Here is a 22780-nt window from a genome sequence, read left to right on the forward strand (position 1 = left end):
GAGTCTGCTCGGGGTGCTGTCCGCTCCCGCGCGGGCAGAACTGCTCGGGCTGGGTTCGGAGTTGACGCTCGACTCCGGCGGCGTGCTGCTCACCGAGGGCGCCACCGATCGGCACCTGTACGTGATTCTCAGCGGGTTCGCCAAGGTCACCGCGACCGTCGAGAACGGGCAGGAGTCGCTGCTCGCCGTTCGCGTCGGCGGGGACAGCGTGGGCGAGATGGCCGCGCTCGACGGCGCCCCGCGGTCGGCCGGGGTGGTGGCCTGCGGGCCGTTACGGGCGCGGGTGATCGGGCCCGGGGCCCTGCACGCGCTCATGCTGCGGCGGCCCGAGGTCGCGATGGCGCTGACCCGGATCGTGGCCGACCGGCTGCGCTGGGCCAACCGGCGGCGGCTCGAGTTCCGCGGATACCCGGTCAAGGTGCGACTCGCGCGGCTCCTGGTGGAGCTGGCCGTGGCGTACGGGCGGCCCGAGGCGGGCGGTGGTCATGTGATCGGCTTCCAGCTCACCCAGCCCGAACTCGCCGCGCTCACCGGCGCCGCGGAGACCACCGTGCACAAGGGACTGCGCGAGCTGCGCGACGAGGGACTGCTCGGCACCGGTTACCGGACGACCACCGTGCACGACCTCGCCCGGCTCGCCCGGGTGGCCGAACTCGCCGAGCCGGTGACGCCGCCCGCCCCGCGCCGGCCCCGCGGGTCAGCCGAGCAGCGGCCGTAGCAGCAGGCAGAGGCCGGCGGTGGTTCCCATCACCGCGGTGCACACCACGGCGGCCGTGACGCAGCGGTACTTCCGCAGGGCCACGTCGGAGAGGAAGCGGATCATCGCGTGCAGCTGCCGCTCGTCCTCGGCGGTGGTGGGCGGCGACGGGTCCGCGGCCGCGGCGAGTCGGACGAAGCTGTAGTCGTTGGGGCCGGTGGGTCGCCAGACGCGCGGCCGGAGCGCCAGCGCGAGCGAGGCCGCGCCGCCGAAGAGGCCGCAGGCGAAGAGGGCCAGCAGCACCCCCGCCAGCCAGCCCAGCGGGCCGCCGCGCCGCCAGCCGTCGAGCGCCGCCTCGCTCCACGCGCCCGCCGTCCCCACGAGCGCCGCCTGCACGGCGGAGAGGATGCCGGCCTTGGCGTCGGCGTGCTGGTGCGTCGTCTGCAGGACGGTCAGCATCGTGCGCGAGGCCGGGCCGGGCGCCGCCGTCGGTGCGGTGGGCGGGATGGATGTCACGGAACCTCCAACGCGGCTCGGGTGGAGTTCCATTGAGCTGCCCGCCCGCCGGGCGGACCAGGCACTTCTACGGGATCGGACGACTGCGCCGGATCCCGTATTTCCACGGGGTGCGCGTGGCCGGTTCCGGTGTACGACTGGCAGGGCGGCCGGCGCTCCACGGGGGTGGGCAACGGTCCGGGAGCGGCATGCCGCATCGCTCTGCACCTCGTAACTCTCCTGATTCGCGAGTGAGTTGGAGGTGCGGCATGCTGTGCTTCCCGATGTCACGGACGAGGAGGACGGGATGTCCGTAGGTGCGATGGGCGTGTTCGACAGGCGGCTTCTGCTGGCCGTCGACGCGCGAGGTTACGGCAGCGCGGACACCGCGCGACAGCGCGAGATCCAGACAGTGTTGCCCCGGCTTCTCTCCGAGTCGGCCGAGGCGGCCGGGCTCGACCGGGCCTCCTGGGTGCGCCAGGCCGCCGGGGATTCCGAGTTCGCCGTGCTCCCGGCCGGCTCCGACGAGCAGGCGCTCGTCGAGCCGTTCATGCGCAGGCTGGACGCCGGACTGCGGGCCCACAACCGCGACCGGGTGCCCGGCGCGCGGCTCGCGCTGCGCGCCGCCGTGCACTTCGGCCCGGCGTCCGAGGCGCCCAACGGCTTCGTGGGCCCCGGTCCCGTCGAGGTCTCCCGCATCCTGGAGAGCGACCCGCTGCGCCGGGCCCTCGCCGCGGCCCCGGACGCCGCGCTCGCCGTCGCGCTGACCGCGCCGGTCTTCACGGAGCTCGTCGCCCAGGGGTACACCAACTTCCGGCCGGAGGAGTTCCGCGAGGTCGTCGTCGAGAAGAAGGAGTACCGGGGCCGGGCGTGGCTGTGGGTGTCGGGGTACGACGTCCACACGCTGGACCTCGGTGATTCCGTTACCGGCTCCCGTTCTGCATCGGATTCCGGTTCCGGTTCCGGTGATGGATCTGGTGATGGCTCTGGTTCCAGTGACAGTTCTGGATCTCGTACAGACTCCGGTTCTGCCTCCGGCTCGGGTTCCGGTTCTGCTGCGGCCGGCGCCGGCGGAGGCGACTCGGTCACCACCAACCTGCACGGAACCGTCTTCAACGGGAACGTCGTCTTCGGCATCTCCAAGTGAGTGGAGCGGACGGGGAGACGGGGTGCACACGTGAGATCCACGGATCGGCCCACGGAGAACCACGGAAGTAGTGGGGAAGGAGACGGCGTGCCCGGCGAACCCCGGCAGTTAACCGACGAGGCGAACGGCAGCGCCGATCCCCTCTCCGCCCCCGAGTCGCCGGCGAGTCCGACCCCGCCCGCGTCCCCGACCCCGTCCACACCCACGCCACCGTCACCCTCACGAGTGAATTCCGGAGCGAATTCCGGGCCGACTTCCGGAGCGGATCCCGGAGCCGATTCCTCCGAGGGCGACTACCGCGTCTACAACAACTTCTACGGCCCGCAGTACCACGGCCGCGCCCACTTCGGCATCGCCACCGCCGCCGAGCGGCCCGGGCGGGCCCGCGCCACCGGCCTCCTCGACGGCGACGAGATCGACGCGCTGCTGCGTTCCTACATCCGCCCCGACTGCTTCGACGAAGCAGCCCGCGAGCTCTCCCGTACCGGCATCGTCGTCCTGACCGGCCCCCAGGGCACCGGCAAGCGCTCCGGCGCGGTCGCCCTGCTCCGCGAGACCGTCGGACCCTCCGCCGACTACGTGGTGCTCTCGCCCGACATCGGCCTCGACCAGCTCGCGGAGCGCACCTTCGACGCGGGCGTCGGCTACGTCGTCCTCGACCGCACCGGAGCCGCCGCAGCGGCGGGAGCCACCGGAGCCGCCGGGACCGGTGTGGACGCCGCCGGCCCGCCCTCCGACTTCGACTGGCGCCGGGTGCGCGACCAGCTGCGCCGCCACCGCGCCCATCTGGTGATCACCACCGTGCACGGCGTGGCCGGCCGCTCGCCCAAGGCCGTACGCCACCTGCCGTGGCGGCCACCGGTCCTGGACAAGGTGGTACGGGCCCGGCTGGTCCAGGCCCGCATCCCGCGGGAGATCGTCGACCGGGCCGTGGCCGGCATCCCGCCCCGCTGCCCCATCGCGGTCGTCGCCGACGCGGCACAGCGCATCGCGGCGGGCGCCGACCCCGACCAGGCGTGGAAGGAGCACAGCGGCAGCGCGCCGCAGGCCGTCCAGGAGTGGTTCGGCGCCGAGGAGGAGCGGAGCCTGCGCGAGATCGCCGAGGTCACCACCCTCGCCTTCGCTCCCGGCATCGGGCGGCGCGCCTTCGAATCGCTCCAGGACCTCCTCGAACGGCTCCTCGGACCGGTCTACTTCACACCGGAAGCCGCGGTCGGGGCCGGGGCCGGGGCCGCCGCCGACGGTGCGGCAGCCCCCGACGCCACGGGGCAGGCCGCCGCCGACGGTCCGGACCCGCAGCAGCGCCGCCGCGCCCGCCCGGTGGACCGGCGCCGCTCGCTCTCCCGCAACGCCCTGATCACCACCGAGATGCAGGTCTACGGCGCGACCACCCGCGAGGTCATGGTCTTCGCCGACTCCGAGCTGCGCCGCTGGGTGCTGCAGGCGCTGTGGCGCGACCACCCCACCGAGTACTGGGACGCGGTCCGCCACTGGCTGGAGGCGCTCGTCGACGCCGACCCCGACCCCGCCCTCCAGCTCTCCATCGCCTCCGGACTCACGCTGCTCGGGCACATCGCCTTCGACGAGGTCGTGCAGAGCTACCTCGACCCGTGGGCGCGCGGCGAGAGCGGCGAGACCGGGCAGACCCTCGCGGTGTACGTGCTCTGGTACATGTGCCTGGAGGAGACCCAGGCGGCCGCCGCGCTCACCCTGGCCCGCACCTGGGCCCAGTCCCTCCACCCCACCCTGCGGGGCACCGCGCTGATCGCCTTCAGCGGCCAGCTCGGCGTCACCTTCCCCACCGACGCGGTGAAGTGGCTCTGGGCGGTGCTGCGCACCAGCGCCCTCGAAAAGCGGGAGGAACGCGAACACGGGCTGCGCGCCTGGGCTCAGCTGTTCCTCACGTTCGTCGACTGCCAGGAGGACGCCGGCATCGTGCTCGACGCCCTGGCGCACCGGATCAGGAAGGAACGGCGCACCCGGTCCGCCGCCTACTCGGCGACCGGCCTGCTCGTCCTCGAAACCACCCTCTGGGTCTTCACCGCCACCGAGCGGCTCTCGGGCCGCCCGGCCGTCGCCCGCTACGTCGCCGACCGGCCCGAGGAGGCCGACGTCGTCGCCGAGTTGTGGGCGGCGGTCCTCTGCTACCGGCCGCTGCGCCGCAGCGCCCTGTCCGCCCTGCTCGTCACGGTCCGTGGCCTGCCCGCCGTGACCTCCGACCCCACCGCTGCGGCCGCGCGACTCGGTCACGCCCTCGCCGCCGCGCTTCCGCAGGTCGAGCACCCCTTGCTGACAAGCGAGCTGGGCCGACTCGCGGTCTCCCGTCCCACCCGCGCCACTGGTCCCGACTGCGTCGCGACCCTGCTCGGCGCCCTGAACCGTGTGAAGGACACCGAACCACGATGACCACGATCCGCAGGACCTATCCCCTGGTCGAGGAGCGGGTGCTGGCTCCCGCGCCCCGCACCGGGCGCCGCTTCTGGAACCAGCCGACCCGCTCGCACGACGAACTGCCCCGCGTCTCCGCCCACCAGGTCCTCGTCTACCGCACCGGGGACCAGTACCTCACCGACCACGGCGTCCGCGGACCCGGCGACGAGACCGTCCTGAACGCCGGCTCGGTCACCGTCGTCGACTGCCGCACCGCCGTGCCCGTCACCGTCGGAACCGACGTACCGTCCGCCGAGACCGACGGCTTCACCGTCCAGGTCGCCTTCCACTGCACGGTCACCGACCCCGTGGCCGTCGTCCGCGAGGGCGTCGTCGACGTGGAGTCCCGGCTGCTCGGCTACCTCCGGGCGCTGCCCGGACTCACCGACGTCACCCAGGAATGGCCGCTCGAAGCCGGCAAGGAGGTGTCCCGGAGGCTGACCGCGCGCCTGATCTCGTACCTGGAGATGGAACCGCCGCGGATCGCCGGGCTCTCCGTCGGCGATCCGTACCTGACGGTGCTCACCCCGCAGGAGTTCGCCGACCAGCAGCGCCGAGCCGACGAGGAGCGGCGCGAACGCGAGCACGACCGCGTGAAGGAGGCGGTACGCCGCGAGCGCGAGCTGATGGAGCACGAGCGCGAGAAGGAACGCAAGGCGATGGAAGCCGAGCGCACGTCGCTCGAAATGCGGCACCAGCAGGAACTGGACGACCTCCGGCGGTCGTACACCCAGCGGACGGACGCCGAGGACCAGCACTACACCCACAACCTCAAGCGCAAGGACTACGAGTTCGAGCGCACGGAGGCGCTCAAGGACCTCGAGGACTTCGGCACCGACCCGGCCAACACCGACATCCTCGCCCAGCGCCGGGGCGAGATCGGGTACTCCGAGCTGTCCGAGCGGCAGCGCGAGACCGACCGGCTGCGGCGCGAGCGGCAGCGCGAGGACGAGGAGCGCCACTGGGAGAACGCCGAACGGCGGCGCCTCGCCGAACGGGAGGACCTCCGCTACAGCCTGGAGCGCGATGACCGCCACCGTGAGGTCGACCGCCAGGACCAGCGCGCCGCGCTCGACGCCGCCCGGGAGGAGCAGCGAGAGCAGCGGTCCGCGGACCGCGACGACCGGCTGCGGCAGCGCGCGGAGCAGCGCGAGGACGTGCTGGCCGACCGGGCCGAGCGGCGTCACCGGGCCGACCGGCGCGACAACATCAACCAGGAGCTGGGCCGCCAGATGATCAACCGCGGCCTCCTCGACAACGCGCCGATCGACGCCCGTGCCTTCGTCGAGCGCCTCAGCACCGGGCAGGGCCTCCTCGACCAGGACCCGCCCGCCGCCGCGCAGGTGGCCGGCGCCGCCGAGACCCCGCAGCTGAAGGAGGGCACCGGCGCGTCGTCCCGGGACCGTTCCGACGAGCGCCGCGGCCGGTCGTACGACGGGGAGGACCCGTACGAGAAGGAGGAGTACGGACGGGAGAACGGCCGGCGCGACGCCCGGCGTGACGATGCGTACGGGGACGACCGCTACGGCGACGACCGCTACGGCGACGACCGGTCCGCACGCGACGGCGGCCCCGACCGGGACCGGGACCGGGACGGGGCAGGCGACGACGACGGCGCCCGCGCCGCGCGCCGCCCCCTGATCGCCGACGACGACCTCGGTGAAGCGGGGAGGGAGGAGCGTGGCCGCTGACACCCCCGTACGCCCGCCCGAGGAGGAGTACGACGCGTGGGCGGCCGAGACCCGGCCCGCCCGCCCCTCCCACCGCTCCTACCGGGCCTGGGGTGGCCGCGGCCGCAGCCCCGCCGCGCTCCTGCGCCGCCTGATCGGCATCCGCGAGGAGATCCTCGACCGCGAGAGCGCAGAGCGCGCCCGCTACACGTGGTACGGCGCCATCGTCCTCAACACCGCGCTGCTCGGCGGCGCCTCCATGGCCATGGCGATCGGCACGGTCCGCGAGGGCACGCCGGTCGCGGTGGCCGTCGTCGTCGGCATGGTGTGGGCGTGGATCGTGCTGGCGCTGGACAGCTGGCTGGTCTCCAGCACCCACGGCTACACCGGCGGTCGGGCGGCCCGCATGCTGGTGCCCCGGCTGTTCCTGTCCGTGGTGCTCGGGCTCACCATCGCCGAGCCGCTGCTGTTCCAGATCTTCGACCGGGAAATACGCCAGGAGATGGCGGTCAGCAGGGAGCGCGACCTCGCCGACTTCCGGGGCCACCTCACCGACTGCAACCCCCTCGACGGCCAGGACACCACCAAGCGAGGCGAGTGCGGTGACTTCCATATGACGGTGCCGGGCGAGCCGGCCTCGATCAAACAGGACATAGCAGACATCGCCGCCGCCACCGCCCGTCTCGACGAGCAGATCAAGACCTACAACGACACCCTCGGCGGGAAGCTGGCGACCGAGCGCCGCGAGTGCGCCGAGGACCGCTGGATCCGGCGCGGCAACGGCTGGGACACCTCCGAGACCTGTGAGCGCGCCCGCACCGACACCAGCGCGTACAAGGAGACGAGCAAGGTCGCCGAGTACGAGGCGAAGCGCGCCGAGCTCGTCGGCAAGGGCAACGTCCTGTCCGAGCGGCTGATCAACACCGGTACCGCCTACCGTACGGACGTCAAGAAGGCGATCGACGCCAAGGTCGCCGAGCGGCAGACGTCGCAGCAGCACGACGGACTGCTGCTGCGCGCCGGCGCGCTGTCCACGGTGGCCTGGTCCGACGGTTTCGCGCTCTTCATGATGTTCCTGCTGCACGCCGTGCTGCTGCTGGTCGACGCCATGCCGGTGCTCGCCAAGCTGATGAGCGGCCCGTCCGAGTACGACCGCAGGCTCGCCGAGCGGCGCGAGGCCAACAAGCGCATCCACCTGGAGGACCAGGAGGCGCAGCGCCGGGTCGACGCCATCGACCACGAGGTCCGCCGGTACGCGGCCGAGGTGTGGGCCGAGGAGGACAAGGCCCGGCTGGGTCACGACCACTACAAGGCGCGCACCGAGCACGCCCGCATGGTCCGCGAGGAGCTCGACGCCCGGACCGCCCGGCTCCTGGGCGAGTGACGCCCGGCGGTGACCGGTTGCCCCGACCGCCCCGGCGGTCGCGGCGACCGGTCACCGTCGCGTCCGGCCCGGACCGCGCCGGTCGTCGCAGTACCCCGCCCGGGCGGGCCACGGACCCGGGTCGGTGACGGGGGGCGGCGGTGGGAGGATGCGGGGACACGGAGAGAGAGGCCGGGGCCGGATGCTGCTGGCGGGACAGGCCAAGCGGGACCGGGCGCTCGGCGCCGTCGCGGAGGTCCGAGGCCTGACCGAGGAGGCGGAGCAGGGCGCGGTGCCCGAGCTGCTCGCGCAGGCTTCGGTGGATCTGCTGCGCGGTCCCTCGACCGAGGTGGCGGCCTGGGTCGACTTCGAGCTGCGGTCCGCCGAGTACTACAGCCTCCTCGCGGAGATCTCCGGCCGCAGCCCCGACGCGGCCGCCGCCGAGGGGTTCCTGCCCGACGAGGTCGCCGAGCGGGTCCGCCGCCAGCTGCTCGACGACACGCACCGCAGGGTGTCGCTGCGCGGCTACCAGTCCTTCGGGGCGCGTTTCGCGCTGGCGCAGCGCAAGGTGATCCTCGGGGACGAGATGGGGCTCGGGAAGACCATCCAGGCCATCGCCGCCCTGTCCCACCTCGCCGCCGAAGGCCGCAGCCACTTCGTGGTCGTCTGCCCGGCCAGCGTCCTGATCAACTGGACGCGTGAGATCGAGGCCCGCAGCAAGCTGCGCGTGATGTGCCTGCACGGCCCGGACCGGCAGGAGGCGTTCGCCGACTGGAAGGGCCGGGGCGGGGTCGCAGTGACCACCTTCGACGCCTTGCGCGGCTTTCCCGCGCCCGGGGGCGGCGAGATCGGGATGCTGGTCGTGGACGAGGCGCACTACGTGAAGAACCCGAAGACCCGGCGGGCCCAGGCCGTGACCGAATGGTCCGAACGCTGCGACCGCGTGCTGTTCATGACCGGAACGCCCATGGAGAACCGGGTCGCCGAGTTCCGCAGCCTGGTGAACATCCTCCAGCCCGACCTGGCCGCGGCCGTCGGCGACCGGGACGGCGTGGCCGGCTCCAAGGCCTTCCGGAAGGCCGTCGCCCCGGTCTATCTGCGCCGCAACCAGCAGGACGTGCTGACCGAACTGCCCGCGCTCCAGCACACGGACGAGTGGGAGGAGCTGAGCGCCTCGGACGAGGCCGCCTACCGCGAGGCCGTGCGCTCCGCCAACTTCATGGCGATGCGCAGGGCGGCGTACGCGCACCCCGAGAGGTCGGCGAAGCTGAACCGGCTGCGCGAGATCGTCGAGGACGCCGCCGAGAACGGGCTGAAGGTGGTGGTGTTCTCCAACTTCAGGCAGGTCCTGGGGGTGGTGAAGGACGCCCTGGAGGCCGCGCCGGGTCCCGGCGGCGGCCGGGTGTTCGGCCCGCTCTCGGGGAGCGTGCCGCCCGCCCGCCGCCAGCAGGTGGTGGACGAGTTCGCCGCCGCGCCGGGGCACGCGGTGCTGGTGGCGCAGATCGAGGCGGCGGGAGCGGGGCTCAACATGCAGGCCGCCTCCGTCGTGATCATCTGCGAGCCCCAGGTCAAGCCGACCATCGAGAACCAGGCGGTGGCGCGGGCCCACCGGATGGGGCAGGTGCGTCCGGTCCGGGTGCACCGGCTGCTCGCCACGCGCGGGGTGGACGAGCGGATGGTCCGGATGCTGAAGAACAAGAGCCGGCTGTTCGACGCGTACGCACGGCGCAGCGCCGTCGCCGAGTCCACGCCGGACGCGGTCGACGTGTCGGACGTCGCGATGGCCCGCCAGATCGTCGAGGAGGAGCAGGCGAGGCTGGGGACGGTCGGCCGGCAGGGCGCCGGACCGGCGTGAGCGGGCCGGATTATCTTGCGGTGCAAGGAAGTCGCTGACTATCCTGTACCGCATGACAAAGGAGCCGAACGCGACCGCCGACCAACGGCGCAGTCAGCTCCTGCGCGGAGTGCTCGACCTCTGCCTGCTGTCCCTCATCGCCGAACGGCCCAGGTACGGCTTCGAGTTCGCGCAGGCGCTCGCCGACGGTGGGCTCGACCTCGTCAGTGAAGGCAGCATCTATCCGCTGCTCGCACGGATGGAACGGGCGGGGCTCATCTCCTCGTACCGTGCCCCGTCCCCCAGCGGCGGCGCCCCGCGCAAGTACTACCGACCGACCGAGGCCGGGCACGCCGAGCTGACCGGGGGGCGGGCCGACTGGCAGGCCTTCGCCGGGCCCGTCGGCCGGATCCTGAGCGCCGGTACGCACTCCACGGGGGAAGGCACACCATGACCAACGAGCAGATACTCGCGGCCTGCCGCAGCAACTGGGAGTACCGCGGCGTCGGTGAGGCCGCCATGCGGGAGATGCTCGACGAGCTCTCCGCGCACCTGGAGGACGCGGAGGCCGCCGGGCGCACGGCGCAGGACGTCGTCGGCCCGGACGTACGGGCCTTCGCCGCGGCCTGGGCGCGCGAGCGTGCCCCCTTCACCCGGCGGGCCCTGCGCACGATGGCCATGGCCTGCTTCGTCCTCGGTTTCCTGCCGGTCTTCTCGCACCTGATCCGGTGGACCGTCCAACTGCCCGTGACCGCCGACTACCTCGCCTTCTGGGTGGCCATCGGCTCGATCACGGTCGCCTGGGAGCTGCGGCGGGGCACCATGCCCGTGCACCAGCACTGGCTGCTCTCCTTCGCCGTCGGTCTGCCCGTGATGATCCTCACCAAGTGGCTGACCGGGGACGGGGTGCTGTTCACGCTCCCGCTGTGGGTCGCGGCCCTCCTGCTGCTGCCCGGGCTGCCGTACGCACTCGCCGACCTGCGGGCCCGCCGGAAGGCCAAGGCGGGCGCAACTCAGCCTTGCTGAGGGCGGCATGACGGTACGTCCGGTCGGTGTGCCGCCGGACCGGAACGCTCAGGCACCGCCGGCGCGGGTCACAGGCCGCGGACCGCGGCGACCGTGAACGTGGTGGGGGTGCCCGAGTCCGGGGACATGGGGCCGCCCTTGTCGAACTGGGAGCGGACCACCAGCGTGCGGCCCGGGGTGTGCGCGAGGGTCGTGGGGATCTGCAGGGACGGGTCCGTGATCGTGCGGGTCAGGCGGGCGCGGGTGCCGTCCGCGCAGACCTGCCAGCGGGTCAGCGTGTTGGTGGCGTTGTGCGCCACGCGCAAGGTGCCGTCGGGAGAGAGGTCGAGGCCGTCGGCGGCCTTCAGGTCGCCGCCGCCGAGGTCGACGCGGCGGACGGCGCCGGTGCGCAGGTCGACGCGGTAGAGGTCGCCCTCCGGCATGTCGACGGTGAGGAGGTAGCGGCCCGTCCGGTCGACCGCGATGCCGTTCAGGCTGAAGCCGCCGGCCGGCCGGGGGCGCAGGGCCGCGGAGAGGTCGTAGGCCTCGGTCAGGGCGCCGCTCCCGTGGGCCAGTTGCTCGGGGGTCACCCGGTAGATCACGCCGCGGACGCTGTCCGTGAGGTACGCGGTGCCGTCCGGGGTGAGGGCCAGGTCGTTGATGAAGTGGGCGGGGGCCCCGGCTCCCCGGGCCACCTCGAAGTGGGCCAGGCGGGACCCGTCGGCGGTGTCGTAGACCGCCACGCCCGCGGTCGAGTCGGTGACCCACAGACGGCCGAGCGCGTCGACGCGCAGGCCGTTCGCCGTGCGGCGGCCGTCGGTGCCGGAGGGCAGGAACACCTCGGCCTCGGGCCGGCCGGGACGGGCCCGGTAGACGGTGCCGTCCGCGTACGAGCCGACGTAGACGGTACGGGTACGGGGGTCGGTGGCGATGCCCTCCGGGTAGACCTTCCCGCCGGGCAGGGCGAAGGCCGTGGATATCCGGGGGTCGCCCGCCGGGGCGTGCGCCTGTGCCGGGGCCGCTCCCAGGCCGAGGGTCACGGCCAGGGCCGTCGCCAGGGCCGCGGTCCAGGCCGTGGTCGGGACCGGAGTGCGGGCAGGGGTGAGCGCGGCAGGCAGGAATGACTTCGTCTTCACGGGTGTCCTCTGATGAGTAGGTGAAGGCGAATCTATGTGAGAGCTCTAATGCTTGCAAGGGTGGCCGTAAGATGCGGGCATGACCTCCATGGCCCCCGAGGAGCGCATCGGCTCTCACCTCAAGCGTGCGGAGCAGGCGCTTCTCGCGGCGAAGAACACGGCGTGCAAGCCGGCCGCAGTAACGGTTCCGCAGTACGCCGCGCTGCTCTGGCTGGCTGAGAAGCCCGGCATCTCGGCCGCCGCGCTCGCCCGCCTGTGCGGGGTGACGCCGCCGACCATGAACACCGTGCTGAAGAACCTCCAGGAGCGCGGGCTCATCGAGCGGACCCCGCACGAATGGCACCGCAACGTGCTGGAGACCCGGCTCACGGACGAGGGACGCACGGCGATGGAGCTGGCGGACTCCGGTGCGGTGCGGGTGGAGCGGGCGCTCGCCGCCGCATTCACCCCTGAGGAGCGGGAGCTGCTGATCCAGCTGCTCGGGCGGTGCGCGGAGGCGCTCGAAGCCCAGCGCTGAGCCGGCCGTCCTGCCGGATCCCGGCAGGACTTTGCTCTTCCTTGGAACTGTGCGGGGCTTCCGCACATCAGAACCAGGGGGTGTCCGACCGGCAGGACGCCCTCTGGGGGATGTCCAGCCGTTCTGCCCCGGGGGGCAGTCATGACCGTTCGGAGTGAAGTCCGTGCACCAGCACCCGCAGCGCCCTCGGCCCGATGAGCAGCCGTCGTACCAGGAGTACCCGCCCCGGGAGCAGTACCAGGGGCACGAGGACTTCCCCGGGTACCCGGGCCCGCCGCAGCAGTACCGGCCGTACGGCGAGCGGCCCGCCGCCGCCCGGACCCCGGAGCCGAAGCGCTCCCGGCGCCGAATACGGATCGGCGCGGCGGTCGCCCTCGCACTCCTGGTCGGCGGCGCCGGGGTCGGCGCCTGGAAGCTCGACTGGTTCTCCGGCAACGGCGAGGAGGTGAGCTTCGGGAAGGGCACCCCGCCCCCGGCCACGGCCAAGGCGGAACCGAGCGCCCCGGCGACCGCCGCCACGCCCTCCGGCGACCCGGACGTGGCTCTGCCGGCCGGCCCCAAGTCCGGCTTCAAGCAGACCGCCAAGCTCGACGACGGCACGATCATCGCCAAGACCCGTCTCGCCGGCGCGAAGTCCGGCTTCGAGGGCGACGTATGGGTGTGGGCGCCCAAGGAGTACGACGACCCCAAGTACGCCAAGAGCGGCTTCCCGGTCCTCATCGCGCTCCCCGGCGGCAACGGCTTCCCGGACAACTACTGGGCCGACCGCAGCCTCGGCCTCCAGAAGGCCATCAGCGACGGCGCCAAGGCGGGCACCAGCCTGCCGTTCATCGTGATCATGCCGGTGCTCAACCCGGACGCCAAGTACTACTACGACGGCTCCGACATCCCCGGCCAGGCCAAGATGGGCACGTGGATGGCCGAGGACGTCCCCGACTTCGTCAAGGCCAACTTCCGTACGTACAAGTCCCGTGACGGCTGGGCCTTCATGGGCTCCTCCTCCGGCGCATTCGTCGGCATGAAGACCGTCCTGCAGCACCCGGACCGGTTCAAGGCCGTGATCGCCAGCGGCGGCGAGATCGTCCCGGACTCCCCGCTCTGGAAGGGACACCAGGCCGAGATGGACGCGAACGACCCGGAGAAGCTCGCCCAGAAGCTGATCGACACCAAGGGTCCCGAGGTCTACATCAACTTCCAGATCGGCACCAAGGAGAGCGGGAAGGAGCGGATGACGAAGTTCCAGCAGCAGTACGGCAAGGGGCCGGTCAAGATGACCATCCGCGACATCCAGAACGGCGAGCACAACGGCTGGCACTACGTCCGGGGCATGAAGGAAGGCTCCCTGGAGTGGGTCAGCAAGGTCCTGAAGGGGCCGAAGCCCGAAGCGGGCTGACCTGCCCGGCCGCGCCGCAGCCGCGCGTCCCGGCCGGCCGCGTGGTGCTCGCCACGTCACCCCCGTCCCAGGCAACCCATCCCGTCGTTCATACCTCTGTAAAGGGTGTAAGGGGGACCGATCGGTCCGACCCGCGCTCCTGGTGGGCGCCGGAGAAGGAACGGGACAAAAACCGTGCAGCAAGACCAGCAAGGCGACGGCAGCCCTGTGACCGAGGGCGGCCGTCGCCCCCATCGCCTGCGCATGATCCTGATCAGCGGCGGGCTCGCGCTCACCCTCGCCGCAGGCGGAACCGCGGCGTACAAGTTCGGCCTCTTCTCGGACATAGGGGATCCGGTCTCCTTCGGCAAGGTCCAGGAGAAGGCCGGCGCGGCCGCCGAGCTGCCGCCCGAAGTGCAGATGCCGACCGGGCCGAAGGCCTCGTTCATCCGCACCTCACGGCTGCCGGACGGCACCCAGATCGGCCGCACCACCCTCACCGGCAAGAAGTCCGGCTTCACGGGTGACGTGTGGGTGTGGGTGCCCAAGGAGTACGACGACCCGAGGTACGCCAAGAGCGGCTTCCCGGTCCTGATCTCCCTGCCCGGCGGCCGCGGCTACCCCACCAACTACTGGGGCACGGGCCCCGGCCTCGGCCTCCAGAAGGCCGTGAGCGACGGGGCCAAGGCCGGTACCAGCCTGCCCTTCATCCTGATCATGCCGGTGCACAACGCGGACACCAAGCACCACTTCGACGCCTCGGACATCCCCGGCCAGCCCAAGATGGGCACCTGGATGGTCGAAGACATCCCGGATTTCACGAAGGCCAATTTCCGGACCTTCACCTCCCGCGACGGCTGGGCCTTCATGGGCTCCTCCGCGGGCGGATTCGGCGCCTTCAAGCACGTCCTCAAGTATCCCGACCGGTTCAAGGCGGCCATCGCGAGCGGGGTCGACATCGTCCCCGACTCCCCGCTGTGGCAGGGGAACAAGCAGGCCATGGACGCCGACAACCCGGAGAAGCTCGCCGAGAAGCTGATCGCGGCGGGCGGTCCGGACGTCTACATCAACTTCCAGATCGGCACCGCGGAGACCGGCCGCGACAAGGCCGAGAAGTTCATGAACGACTTCGGGAAGGGCCCCGTGCACACCTCGCTGCAGGTGATCCAGGATGGTGAGCACAACGGAAAGTCGTACGTGCGCGGTATGAGGGAGGGCGCTCTGGAGTGGATCAGCAAGGTGATGAAGGGACCGACACCCGATCCCGGCGTGCGATGAGCACGGTGGTGAAGGGGGCGTCGGCGGCCGCCGCGGCGGGGATCGCGGCGGTGTTCGCCGTCGCGTTCCTCAAGGCGCCCGGCGAGCGGCCGGTGCTCCCCTTCCCCACCGTCGGAGTACTCATGGCGGGCGGCGAGCACTGGTGCACGGCGAGCGTCGTCGACAGCCCGCGGGGCAACGTCGTCGCGACCGCCGCGCACTGCGTGGCCCCCGCGGGCGAGGACGGCCGACCGGGCGAGGTGGCCCACGACGGGCTGGCCATCGGCGAGCTCTCCTTCGCCCCGGCCTTCTCCGGCGAGGGCGCCGGCACCCAGCCGCTGGGGGTGTGGAAGGTCAAGTCGATCCACGTGGACGACCGCTGGACGAAATGGGGCGAGGACACCGCCGACTTCGCCTTCCTCACCATCGAGCCGGACGAGGACGGGCGCAGCATCCAGGAAGCGGTCGGCGGCGGCGCCGAGGCCCCCAAGCCCGAGTGGACCTCGGGGTACGAACGGGACGTGACCGTCGTCGGCTACCCGGAGTCCGAGCACAACCCGCAGAACAAGCCCGTCTCCTGCACCACCCAGACCCGCCACGACGAGGACGACCCCGACATGCTCTACATGAGCTGCGCCGGGTTCTGGACGGGGACCAGCGGCAGCCCCTGGATCGCGGACCGGGGCGGGCCGGACCGGGCCGGGCGGCTGATCGGGGTGCTGAGCGGCGGGGACACGGACGTGGACTCCACGGCCGCGTTGTTCGACGAGCACGCGAAGGCCCTGTACGAGGCGGCCGCACGGGGCTGAGCGCGCCCGCGCCGCCGCTACTTCTTCCGCTCGGTACCGACGATCACGCCCACCGCCGCCACGACGATCGCACCGCCGACCAGGATCTGCCAGGACAGGGCCTCGTCGAGGATCAGCGTGCCGAGCGCCACGGCGACGACCGGATTGACGTACGCGTACGTGGACACCAGCGACAGCGGCGCGGCCTGGAGCAGCCACACGTACGCCGTGAAACCGACGAGCGAGCCGACGACCGTCAGATAGCCGAGGGCCAGCCAGGAGGCGGTGGAGAACGCCGCCGGGTCCAGACCGTGGTGCTCGCCGCGCAGCAGGCCGACGACCACGGCGGCGGCCCCGCCCGCGAACATCTGGTAGGCGCTGCCGGTGAAGGGATTGTCCGGCAGCTTCAGCCGCGGCGCCGAGAACGAGCCCAGCGACCACAGGACCGAAGCCGCCACGACCATCAGCACCCCCGACAGCCGCACCGAGCCGCTGAGCCCCGGGCTGGTCAGCACCGCGAGCCCGGCGAGACCCACGAGCACCCCGGCCAGGGTGCGCGGCGGGGGCCGGTCCCCGGTGCTCGCCCGGAGCACCACCACCCACATCGGCACCGCCGCCACCAGCAGCGCGGCGAGGCCCGACGGCACCGAGGTCTCGGCGAGGACCACCAGGCCGTTCCCGCCCAGGATCAGCAGCAGCCCGACCAGGGCCGCCGAGCCGAGCTGGGCGCGGGTGGCCCGCAGCGCGGCCGGACCGTACCGCCAGGCGACGACGGCGGACAGCAGCAGGCCGGCGGTGATGAACCGGGCTCCGGCGGAGAGGAAGGGCGGCATGGTCTCGACGACGATCCGGATGCCGAGGTAGGTCGAGCCCCAGACGACGTAGACGACGGCGAGGGCGGCCCAGACCGTGCCCGGGATCCTGCCGCGGGGGGTGGTGGCCGGGCCGGCGGCCCTGCCGTCGACCGGCGTTGAGGTGCTCATGCTCGGATCCTAAGGTCGTTGGCCCATGCACGCTTCCCTGTTTCTCATCCCTTGAGCAGGTCGTTCAGCTCGCTGTAGGGGAGGGAGTGGGCGAGTGCTCCGTAGGTGCCCTCCGCGATCAGCTCCTCGGTGGCGCGGCGGACCACGGCGTACGCGGCTTCGGCGACCCAGGAGCCGAGGCTGACGCGGGAGACGCCGAGGGCGCCGAAGGCGGCGACGGTCGGGGCGCCCGGGCCGAGCAGGATGTTGAGGGGCGCGTCGATGCCCTTGGCGAGCTCGGTGACGGTGGCCGGGTCGAGGACACCGGGCACGAAGACGCCGGTGGCTCCCGCCCGCAGGTACGCGGCGGCACGGGCGAGGGTGTCGTCCAGGCGGGTGGCGTCCTCGCCGAAGGCCCGCAGGTAGGTGTCGATGCGGGCGTTGATGTAGAGCGGGACCCCGGCGGCGTCGGCCGCGGCGCGGGCCGCGGCCAGGCGCTCGATCTGCTCGGCGGGGTCGCGGTGGCCGTCCTCGATGTTGATGCCGACCGCGCCGGCGGCGAGGACTCCGGTCACGGTCTCGCCCACGGCGGCGGGGTCGGCCCCGAAGCCGCCCTCGATGTCGGCGGTCACGGGCACGGGGACGGCGGCGACCACGCGGGCGACGAGGTCGAGGGCCCGGTCCCGGGCGAGCGCGTCGCCGTCGGGGGACCCGAGGGACCAGGCGACGCCGGCGCTGGTGGTGGCGACGGCGGGGGCGCCGGCGGCCGCGACGATGCGGGCGCTGGCCACGTCCCAGGCGTTGGCGAGGGCGAGCGGGGCGGCGGGGGTGTGCAGGGCCGTGAACGCCGCGGCCTTGGCGGCGAGATCAACATGGGTGGTCATGGGGTCAGTTCACCAGACCGGGTGCGTCCGGTCTCGCGGAATTCCGACATGGACGTGGGGCGGGAGGGACGGCTGGGGCGGTGGTGGTGCGCCGCCGCCTGTTCGCCGTCCGTACGGCCTAGCCGCCCGCGCCGCACAGGGGGAGCACGGCGGTGCGGCCCTGCAGGGGGTCTCCCGGGGCCGCCGGGCCCACCGCGGCCCAGCAGGCCGCTGCCGTCGGCTCCACGGAGAGGCCGCGGCGGGCCAGGTCCCGCTGGGCCTCCTGCAGCCGGTCGTCCGGGACGGTCAGGACGGTGCCGCCGGACTTGCGGACCGCCGCCAGGATCTGGCGGGCGCGGGGCGGCGCCGGGATGGCGATCCCCTCGGCCAGGGTCGGCCGCTGTTCCACCGGGGCGGCTTCCTCGGCGCCCGCCGCGAAGGCCTGCGCCAGCGGGGACACCGCCTCCGCCTGGACCGCGATCAGCGCCGGCGGCCGGACCCCGCGCCGGGCCAGCTCCTCCACGGCCAGGGCGGCCCCGAGCAGCAGGGTGCCGTTGCCCACCGGGACCACCAGGGCCTCCGGGAGCCGCCCGCCCAGCTCCTCCCACACCTCGTACACGTACGTCTTGGTCCCGTGCAGGAAGTACGGGTTGAACACGTGGCTCGCGTAGAAGACCCCCGGCGCGTCCGCCGCGGCCCGCGCCGCCTCCGAGGCGGCCTCGCGGCCACCGGGGACCACCCGGACCTCCGCGCCGTGCGACCGCATCCGTTCCGTCTTCTTCTCCGACGTGCCCTCGGGTACGAAGATTTCGCAGGCCAGTCCGGCCCGCGCGCAGTACGCGGCCACCGCCGTCCCGGCGTTGCCGCTGCTGTCCGCCACCACCCGCTGCGGTGCGAGCCGCCGGGCGAGCTCCACGAGCATCACCGCGCCCCGGTCCTTGAAGGACCGCGTGGGCATCAGGAAGTCGAGCTTGGCGTGGATCCGCTCCGCCAGCGGGACCATCGGGGTGTGCCCCTCGGCCAGCGACACGGAGAACGCCCCGGGCAGCGGCAGCACGGACCCGTACCGCCACAGCGAATTCGGTCCCGCGGCCGGTTCCAGTACCGCGGCCGGGTCCGGCGTGAAATCGAGGTCCCAGGGGCCGCCGCAGACCGGGCACCCCCACGGGGCGGTCCGGACGTCCGCGCGGGTGCCGTCCTCGGAACAGATGTAGCCGGGGAGTGCGTGCGTCATGTGGGGAACACCTTTGCTCGGTCATGGCCGGTGTACAGCAAGGATGTTACGCGCCGGTGATCACCGACGGGCTCCGTGTCACGCGCCGCCGCACGGGAGCGGAGGGCGCCGGCCGGGCCGTGCGGGGCAGCGGGGGCGACCGACCTGCCGGGCGCCCCCGCTGCGTACTATTTCGCGCATTCGTTCGCGCCTTCCGCGGCGCGCCCCGCGATGCCGCCCTGCGATGGAGTCCGCCCCCGTGAGCACCCCGCCGAGTCCTCCTCCCGGACCGGGCCACTCCTGGCCCCCGCCGCCGCCCCACTGGCAGGGCTGGGGTCCGCCGCCCGGTCACGGGCAGCAGCCGCCGGCGCTCAACGGCTTCGCACTCGCCTCGCTGCTGTCCGGGCTGCTGTGCTTCCCGCCGCTCGGCGTGGCCTTCGGCATCGCGGCCCTCGTGCAGATCACCAAGCGCGGGGACCGGGGCAAGGCCCTGGCGATCGTGGGCCTGGTGGTGTCCGTGGTGATGACCGGCGTGCTGGTCTTCACCGCCGGCCGGTTCCTGAGCGCCGCCGACGACCGGTTCCCGTCGCTGAGCGAGTACACCGACGTCGAGGGCGAGCTCACGGACCTCGGCGACCTGCGGGCGGGCGACTGCTTCAACGTTCCCGGCGGGGACCTGGTCGACGAGCGGCCGGTGACGTACCGGATCGACTGCGCGCGGGTGCACCACGGTGAGGTCACCGCCTCCAAGGCGCTGGACGCGCCGGACGTTCCCGAGTCGCGCGAGGCCGACCGCGCCTCCGAGGACGCGTGCTGGAAGGCCCAGGACGAGTACGCGATGGACACCTGGGCGCTGCCCGAGTACGCGGAGATGTTCTACTACGCGCCCTCGCGCGAGTCCTGGCGCGAGGGGGACCGGACGCTGCTCTGCGTGATCGGTACGACCGACGAGGAGTGGCGGGGCAGCCTGCGCAAGGACGCCGGAATGCTGAAGCCCGAGCAGTCGGCCTTCCTGCGGGCCGCCAACACCGTCGAGTTCGTCATGAGCCGGCCTCCCGAGGACGACGTGGAGGACGCGCTGCCCGCCTACCAGGCGTGGGCGCGCGAGGTGCACGCGGTGCTGGGCGCCGAGGCGAAGGTCCTCCAGGGGGACGCGGCCCGGGCGGGGCTGGAGAAGGCCGTTCCGGCACAGCTGGCGGAGATCGAGGCGGCGCGTGCGCAGTGGCAGCGCGCCTCGCAGGCCAGGACGCCGGAGGAGTTCGACAAGCAGTGGGACCGGGCGCTGGCCGCGATGTCCATGGAGACGGAGCGGGCGCTGCGCGGTGCGTACGGGCTTTCGACGGTCATTCCGCAATGGCTGCAGGACAGCCGGAGCGACGCGGAGGACCCGGACGGCGGGACCGGCGAGGGGCCCTCGTCCGAGTCGGTGTGACATCGCACGGGTAACGCACGGTAGCGGGTTTGAGTGACCTGGCTTCATCACTTCGAGTGAAACTCTGGCCCTTGCTTGCGGTCTTCAACCGTCGGTTGCCAGGGTGTAGCTGTCTGTCAACCTGATGGGAGTGGCCAGTGACTTTCGGTGAGCAGCCGGCCTATCTGCGCGTGGCCGGGGATCTGCGACGGAAGATCGTCGACGGTTCTCTGCCCCCGCACGCCCGGCTCCCCTCTCAGGCACGCATCCGCGAGGAGTACGGGGTCTCCGACACCGTGGCCCTGGAGGCGCGCAAGGTCCTCATGGCGGAGGGACTGGTCGAGGGCCGGTCCGGATCCGGCACGTACGTACGGGAGCAGCCGGTCCCGCGGCGGGTCGCCCGCGCCGGCTATCGCACGGGCGGCGCCTCGACGCCGTTCCGGCAGGAGCAGGCCGACGCGGAGGCGCGCGGCACGTGGGAGTCGAGCAGCGAGCAGACGGGCGCGCCCGCGGAGATCGCGAAGCGGCTCGGCATCGAGCCCGGCGAGCGCGTGATGCGGACGCGGTACGTCTTCCGCGACGCGGGGGAGGTGATGATGCTGTCGACCTCCTGGGAACCGCTGGCCGTGACCGGCCGGACCCCCGTGATGCTGCCGGAGGAGGGGCCGCTGGGCGGCTCCGGGGTGGTCGACCGGATGGCCGCGATCGACGTCGTCGTGGACAACGTGGTCGAGGAGGTCGGGGCGCGGCCCGGTCTGGCGGAGGAGATCCTGCTCCTCGGCGGCGTGCCGGGGCACGTGGTGCTGGTGATCGGCCGCACCTACTACGCCTCCGGCCGCGCCGTGGAGACGGCCGACGTGGTGGTCCCGGCGGACCGCTACCGCCTGGCGTACCACCTCCCGGTGAGGTAGCCGCTCCCCGGCGGTGTGAACCCCCGGGCGCCGCCCGGGGGTTCACGCGCGCCCGGTGCGACGCCCACGACCCGGCGGATTTCGGCGCGATGGCGGACACCCCCGGCCACCCGGCCCCCGGCGTCCCCGGACCGTTCGGTCCGCATGCCGGGACCCCCGCCCGGAGCGCCGCGGCCCGGATCGTGCCGGACGCCCCGCCGCCCCCTCGGCGCCACCTGCGCCGATGCCCGCCGTACGGCGGCGCGGCGGCCCCGCGCCGGCCTCCCGCGCGCCCCGTTCGGACCGGCGCGCACGGCCCGCTCGTACGCATGGCCGGATGCGTACGCCTGCGAGGTACCTCTTCGTGAAAAACCGTATCCGCTCTGTAAAGGTCGGGCGTAAGCTCGGGCATATGCGCAATGCGGTTTCCCGGACAGATACGTCGGCGGAGGGTGTAACGCAATGAACGACGGCGGGGCCCTGCTTCCGTGGCTGGTCATACGCGAGGACGACAACGGCAACCGCTACCGGGTGGGCCGGTACGCCACCCGGGCCGAGGCCCAGAAGGTCGCCGACAGCCTCGAGGACCGAGGACACAAGCAGCTCTACTGGGTCGAGCGGATCGGTCAGACCGCCACGATGAACTGAGCGTCGCAGCGCCCCGCGACGCTGGCATAGGCTCCGCCCATGACGGTACGAGTGGTCGTGGGCGGAGCCCTTTGTCATGAGGGGCGCCTGCTGGCCGCCCGCCGCAGCGCACCGCCCGAGCTCGCCGGACGCTGGGAGCTGCCGGGCGGGAAGGCCGAGCCGGGTGAGTCCGTCCCCGACGCGCTGGTGCGGGAACTGCGCGAGGAGCTCGGCGTGGAGGCCGAGCCGCTGGAGCGGATCCCGGGGGAGTGGCCGCTGCGCCCCGGGCTCGTCCTGCACGTGTGGACCGCCCGGCTGCTCTCCGGAGTGCCCGCCCCGCTGGAGGACCACGACGAGCTGCGCTGGCTCGGGCCGGAGGAGCTGGAATCGGTGGACTGGCTGGACCAGGACCGGCCCGCGGTCGCCGAGGCCGGACGCCGGCTGCGCCACGGCGGTGGCGGGGGCGCGTGACGCTCGCGGTCTAGGCCGTCTGCGCCACAGTGCGCCGGTGGGCGGGGATCGAGTGGTACGACGCCCCGAATATCGGGTATGTCGCTATTAATCCCTATCTCGTCCCCCTTTCGTCCCCGACGAACCGGACTGGGGTCGCTGTTGGCCCGGGAAGTGATCGGCGTGATCGACACAGACGGTGAGTGCGCCGAGTGGGCCTTCCCCGCCGAGCCCGGTGCCGTCCGCACCGCCCGCCACGCCGTCCGCGGCACCTTGCACGACTGGGGCCTGGAGGCCGTCGGCGACCTGACCGTCCTGCTGGTCAGCGAGCTCGTCACCAATTCCCTGCGGTACGCCTCCGGCCCCATCGGAGTCCGCCTGGAACGGCGCAATCCAGCCGCCGGCAGCCCCGCGGGCGGCCCCGCACTGCTCGTGGAGGTTTCGGATCCGCTTCCGGATCCGCCCCGCGAGCGGGTCGCGGACCACGACGACGAGGGGGGCCGTGGCCTGCACCTGGTCGCCGTCTCCTCGCAGCGCTGGGGGACCCGGCACGGGAAATCGGGCAAGACTGTGTGGTTCGAATTGGCTCTTCCTGGTGAGTAACAAGGAGAACGGTGGCGTGTGACCTTTCGAGAACGCCTCCCGGCGGCAGT

At 72.9% G+C, this 22780-nt stretch carries 21 protein-coding genes and 1 pseudogene; 17 read left to right on the forward strand and 5 right to left on the reverse strand.

Translation table 11 applies throughout. The annotated features are described in order from the left end of the window. Nucleotides 1–13: 13 nt before the first annotated feature. Nucleotides 14–718: a Crp/Fnr family transcriptional regulator gene (locus tag JYK04_RS27015; protein ID WP_229874964.1), complete on the forward strand. Its 705-nt coding sequence runs from the start codon at nucleotides 14–16 to the stop codon at nucleotides 716–718. Here the strand turns inward: JYK04_RS27015 and JYK04_RS27020 are convergent. Further along, nucleotides 698–1213 carry a Pycsar system effector family protein gene (locus tag JYK04_RS27020; protein WP_229874963.1) on the reverse strand — a complete coding sequence of 172 codons (516 nt, stop codon included), beginning with the start codon at nucleotides 1211–1213 and terminating at the stop codon, nucleotides 698–700. The genes JYK04_RS27015 and JYK04_RS27020 overlap by 21 nt on opposite strands. A gap of 286 nt (nucleotides 1214–1499) precedes the next feature. On the opposite strand from JYK04_RS27020, the gene JYK04_RS27025 reads away from it, so the two are divergent. From JYK04_RS27025 to JYK04_RS27055, 7 genes and pseudogenes are all read left to right on the forward strand, one after another. Beyond that, complete coding sequence (locus JYK04_RS27025; RefSeq protein WP_189732860.1) at nucleotides 1500–2339, forward strand: hypothetical protein; 840 nt, start codon at nucleotides 1500–1502, stop codon at nucleotides 2337–2339. 225 nt (nucleotides 2340–2564) lie between these two features. Continuing rightward, nucleotides 2565–4745: a hypothetical protein gene (locus JYK04_RS27030; RefSeq protein WP_189732858.1), complete on the forward strand. Its 2181-nt coding sequence runs from the start codon at nucleotides 2565–2567 to the stop codon at nucleotides 4743–4745. Further along, complete coding sequence (locus JYK04_RS27035; protein WP_189732856.1) at nucleotides 4742–6460, forward strand: coiled-coil domain-containing protein; 1719 nt, start codon at nucleotides 4742–4744, stop codon at nucleotides 6458–6460. Before JYK04_RS27030 ends, JYK04_RS27035 begins: the two co-directional genes overlap by 4 nt. Further along, entirely contained in the window at nucleotides 6450–7823 is a 1374-nt protein-coding gene (locus JYK04_RS27040) for a DUF4407 domain-containing protein (protein ID WP_189732854.1), read from the forward strand. Before JYK04_RS27035 ends, JYK04_RS27040 begins: the two co-directional genes overlap by 11 nt. A 169-nt stretch (nucleotides 7824–7992) precedes the next feature. After that, nucleotides 7993–9657: pseudogene (locus JYK04_RS27045) on the forward strand (DEAD/DEAH box helicase); the annotation flags it as partial. Nucleotides 9658–9709: 52 nt separating this feature from the next. Next, entirely contained in the window at nucleotides 9710–10090 is a 381-nt protein-coding gene (locus tag JYK04_RS27050) for a PadR family transcriptional regulator (RefSeq protein ID WP_189732852.1), read from the forward strand. Further along, on the forward strand, nucleotides 10087–10662 hold the full coding sequence (locus JYK04_RS27055) for a hypothetical protein (RefSeq protein WP_189732850.1): 576 nt from the start codon (nucleotides 10087–10089) through the stop codon (nucleotides 10660–10662). Before JYK04_RS27050 ends, JYK04_RS27055 begins: the two co-directional genes overlap by 4 nt. A gap of 68 nt (nucleotides 10663–10730) precedes the next feature. On the opposite strand, the gene JYK04_RS27060 is transcribed toward JYK04_RS27055, so the two are convergent. Further along, nucleotides 10731–11777 carry an SMP-30/gluconolactonase/LRE family protein gene (locus tag JYK04_RS27060; protein ID WP_229874962.1) on the reverse strand — a complete coding sequence of 349 codons (1047 nt, stop codon included), beginning with the start codon at nucleotides 11775–11777 and terminating at the stop codon, nucleotides 10731–10733. 79 nt (nucleotides 11778–11856) lie between these two features. Here JYK04_RS27060 and JYK04_RS27065 point away from each other — a divergent pair, with 79 nt between their 5' ends. The 4 genes from JYK04_RS27065 (at nucleotide 11857) to JYK04_RS27080 (ending at nucleotide 15732) form a co-directional block, all read left to right on the forward strand. Further along, nucleotides 11857–12294, forward strand: coding sequence for a MarR family winged helix-turn-helix transcriptional regulator (locus JYK04_RS27065; RefSeq protein WP_189732848.1), 438 nt, complete (start codon nucleotides 11857–11859; stop codon nucleotides 12292–12294). A gap of 163 nt (nucleotides 12295–12457) precedes the next feature. Further along, nucleotides 12458–13687 carry an alpha/beta hydrolase gene (locus JYK04_RS27070; protein WP_425282272.1) on the forward strand — a complete coding sequence of 410 codons (1230 nt, stop codon included), beginning with the start codon at nucleotides 12458–12460 and terminating at the stop codon, nucleotides 13685–13687. A gap of 243 nt (nucleotides 13688–13930) precedes the next feature. Then, a complete protein-coding gene (locus tag JYK04_RS27075) occupies nucleotides 13931–14944 on the forward strand; it encodes an alpha/beta hydrolase (protein WP_189732846.1) in 1014 nt (337 codons plus the stop codon). Then, the gene (locus JYK04_RS27080) at nucleotides 14941–15732 is read left to right on the forward strand and encodes a trypsin-like serine peptidase (protein WP_189732844.1); all 792 of its coding nucleotides are present in this window, start codon (nucleotides 14941–14943) and stop codon (nucleotides 15730–15732) included. Before JYK04_RS27075 ends, JYK04_RS27080 begins: the two co-directional genes overlap by 4 nt. 17 nt (nucleotides 15733–15749) lie before the next feature. On the opposite strand, the gene JYK04_RS27085 is transcribed toward JYK04_RS27080, so the two are convergent. The 3 genes from JYK04_RS27085 to JYK04_RS27095 all read right to left on the reverse strand — a co-directional run bounded on the left by JYK04_RS27085 (nucleotide 15750) and on the right by JYK04_RS27095 (nucleotide 18770). After that, nucleotides 15750–16694, reverse strand: coding sequence for an EamA family transporter (locus tag JYK04_RS27085; RefSeq protein ID WP_189732842.1), 945 nt, complete (start codon nucleotides 16692–16694; stop codon nucleotides 15750–15752). 44 nt (nucleotides 16695–16738) lie between these two features. Then, nucleotides 16739–17557: an isocitrate lyase/PEP mutase family protein gene (locus JYK04_RS27090; RefSeq protein ID WP_189732840.1), complete on the reverse strand. Its 819-nt coding sequence runs from the start codon at nucleotides 17555–17557 to the stop codon at nucleotides 16739–16741. A gap of 118 nt (nucleotides 17558–17675) precedes the next feature. Further along, complete coding sequence (locus tag JYK04_RS27095) at nucleotides 17676–18770, reverse strand: threonine synthase (protein ID WP_189732838.1); 1095 nt, start codon at nucleotides 18768–18770, stop codon at nucleotides 17676–17678. A 238-nt stretch (nucleotides 18771–19008) separates the two neighbouring features. Between JYK04_RS27095 and JYK04_RS27100 the strand changes: the two genes are divergently transcribed. From JYK04_RS27100 to JYK04_RS27120, 5 genes are all read left to right on the forward strand, one after another. Then, nucleotides 19009–20181: a DUF4190 domain-containing protein gene (locus JYK04_RS27100; protein WP_189732836.1), complete on the forward strand. Its 1173-nt coding sequence runs from the start codon at nucleotides 19009–19011 to the stop codon at nucleotides 20179–20181. A gap of 137 nt (nucleotides 20182–20318) precedes the next feature. Beyond that, nucleotides 20319–21071, forward strand: a complete 753-nt coding sequence (locus JYK04_RS27105) for a GntR family transcriptional regulator (protein ID WP_189732834.1) — start codon at nucleotides 20319–20321, stop codon at nucleotides 21069–21071. Between the two features lie 441 nt (nucleotides 21072–21512). Continuing rightward, nucleotides 21513–21698, forward strand: a complete 186-nt coding sequence (locus JYK04_RS27110; protein ID WP_189732832.1) for an SPOR domain-containing protein — start codon at nucleotides 21513–21515, stop codon at nucleotides 21696–21698. 39 nt (nucleotides 21699–21737) lie between these two features. Then, nucleotides 21738–22148 carry a (deoxy)nucleoside triphosphate pyrophosphohydrolase gene (locus tag JYK04_RS27115; protein WP_189732830.1) on the forward strand — a complete coding sequence of 137 codons (411 nt, stop codon included), beginning with the start codon at nucleotides 21738–21740 and terminating at the stop codon, nucleotides 22146–22148. A gap of 153 nt (nucleotides 22149–22301) precedes the next feature. Continuing rightward, nucleotides 22302–22730 (forward strand): ATP-binding protein, encoded by a 429-nt coding sequence (locus tag JYK04_RS27120; protein WP_189733696.1) that lies wholly within the window; start codon nucleotides 22302–22304, stop codon nucleotides 22728–22730. Nucleotides 22731–22780: the final 50 nt, after the last annotated feature.

This window comes from Streptomyces nojiriensis (assembly GCF_017639205.1).
GTDB lineage: Bacteria > Actinomycetota > Actinomycetes > Streptomycetales > Streptomycetaceae > Streptomyces > Streptomyces nojiriensis.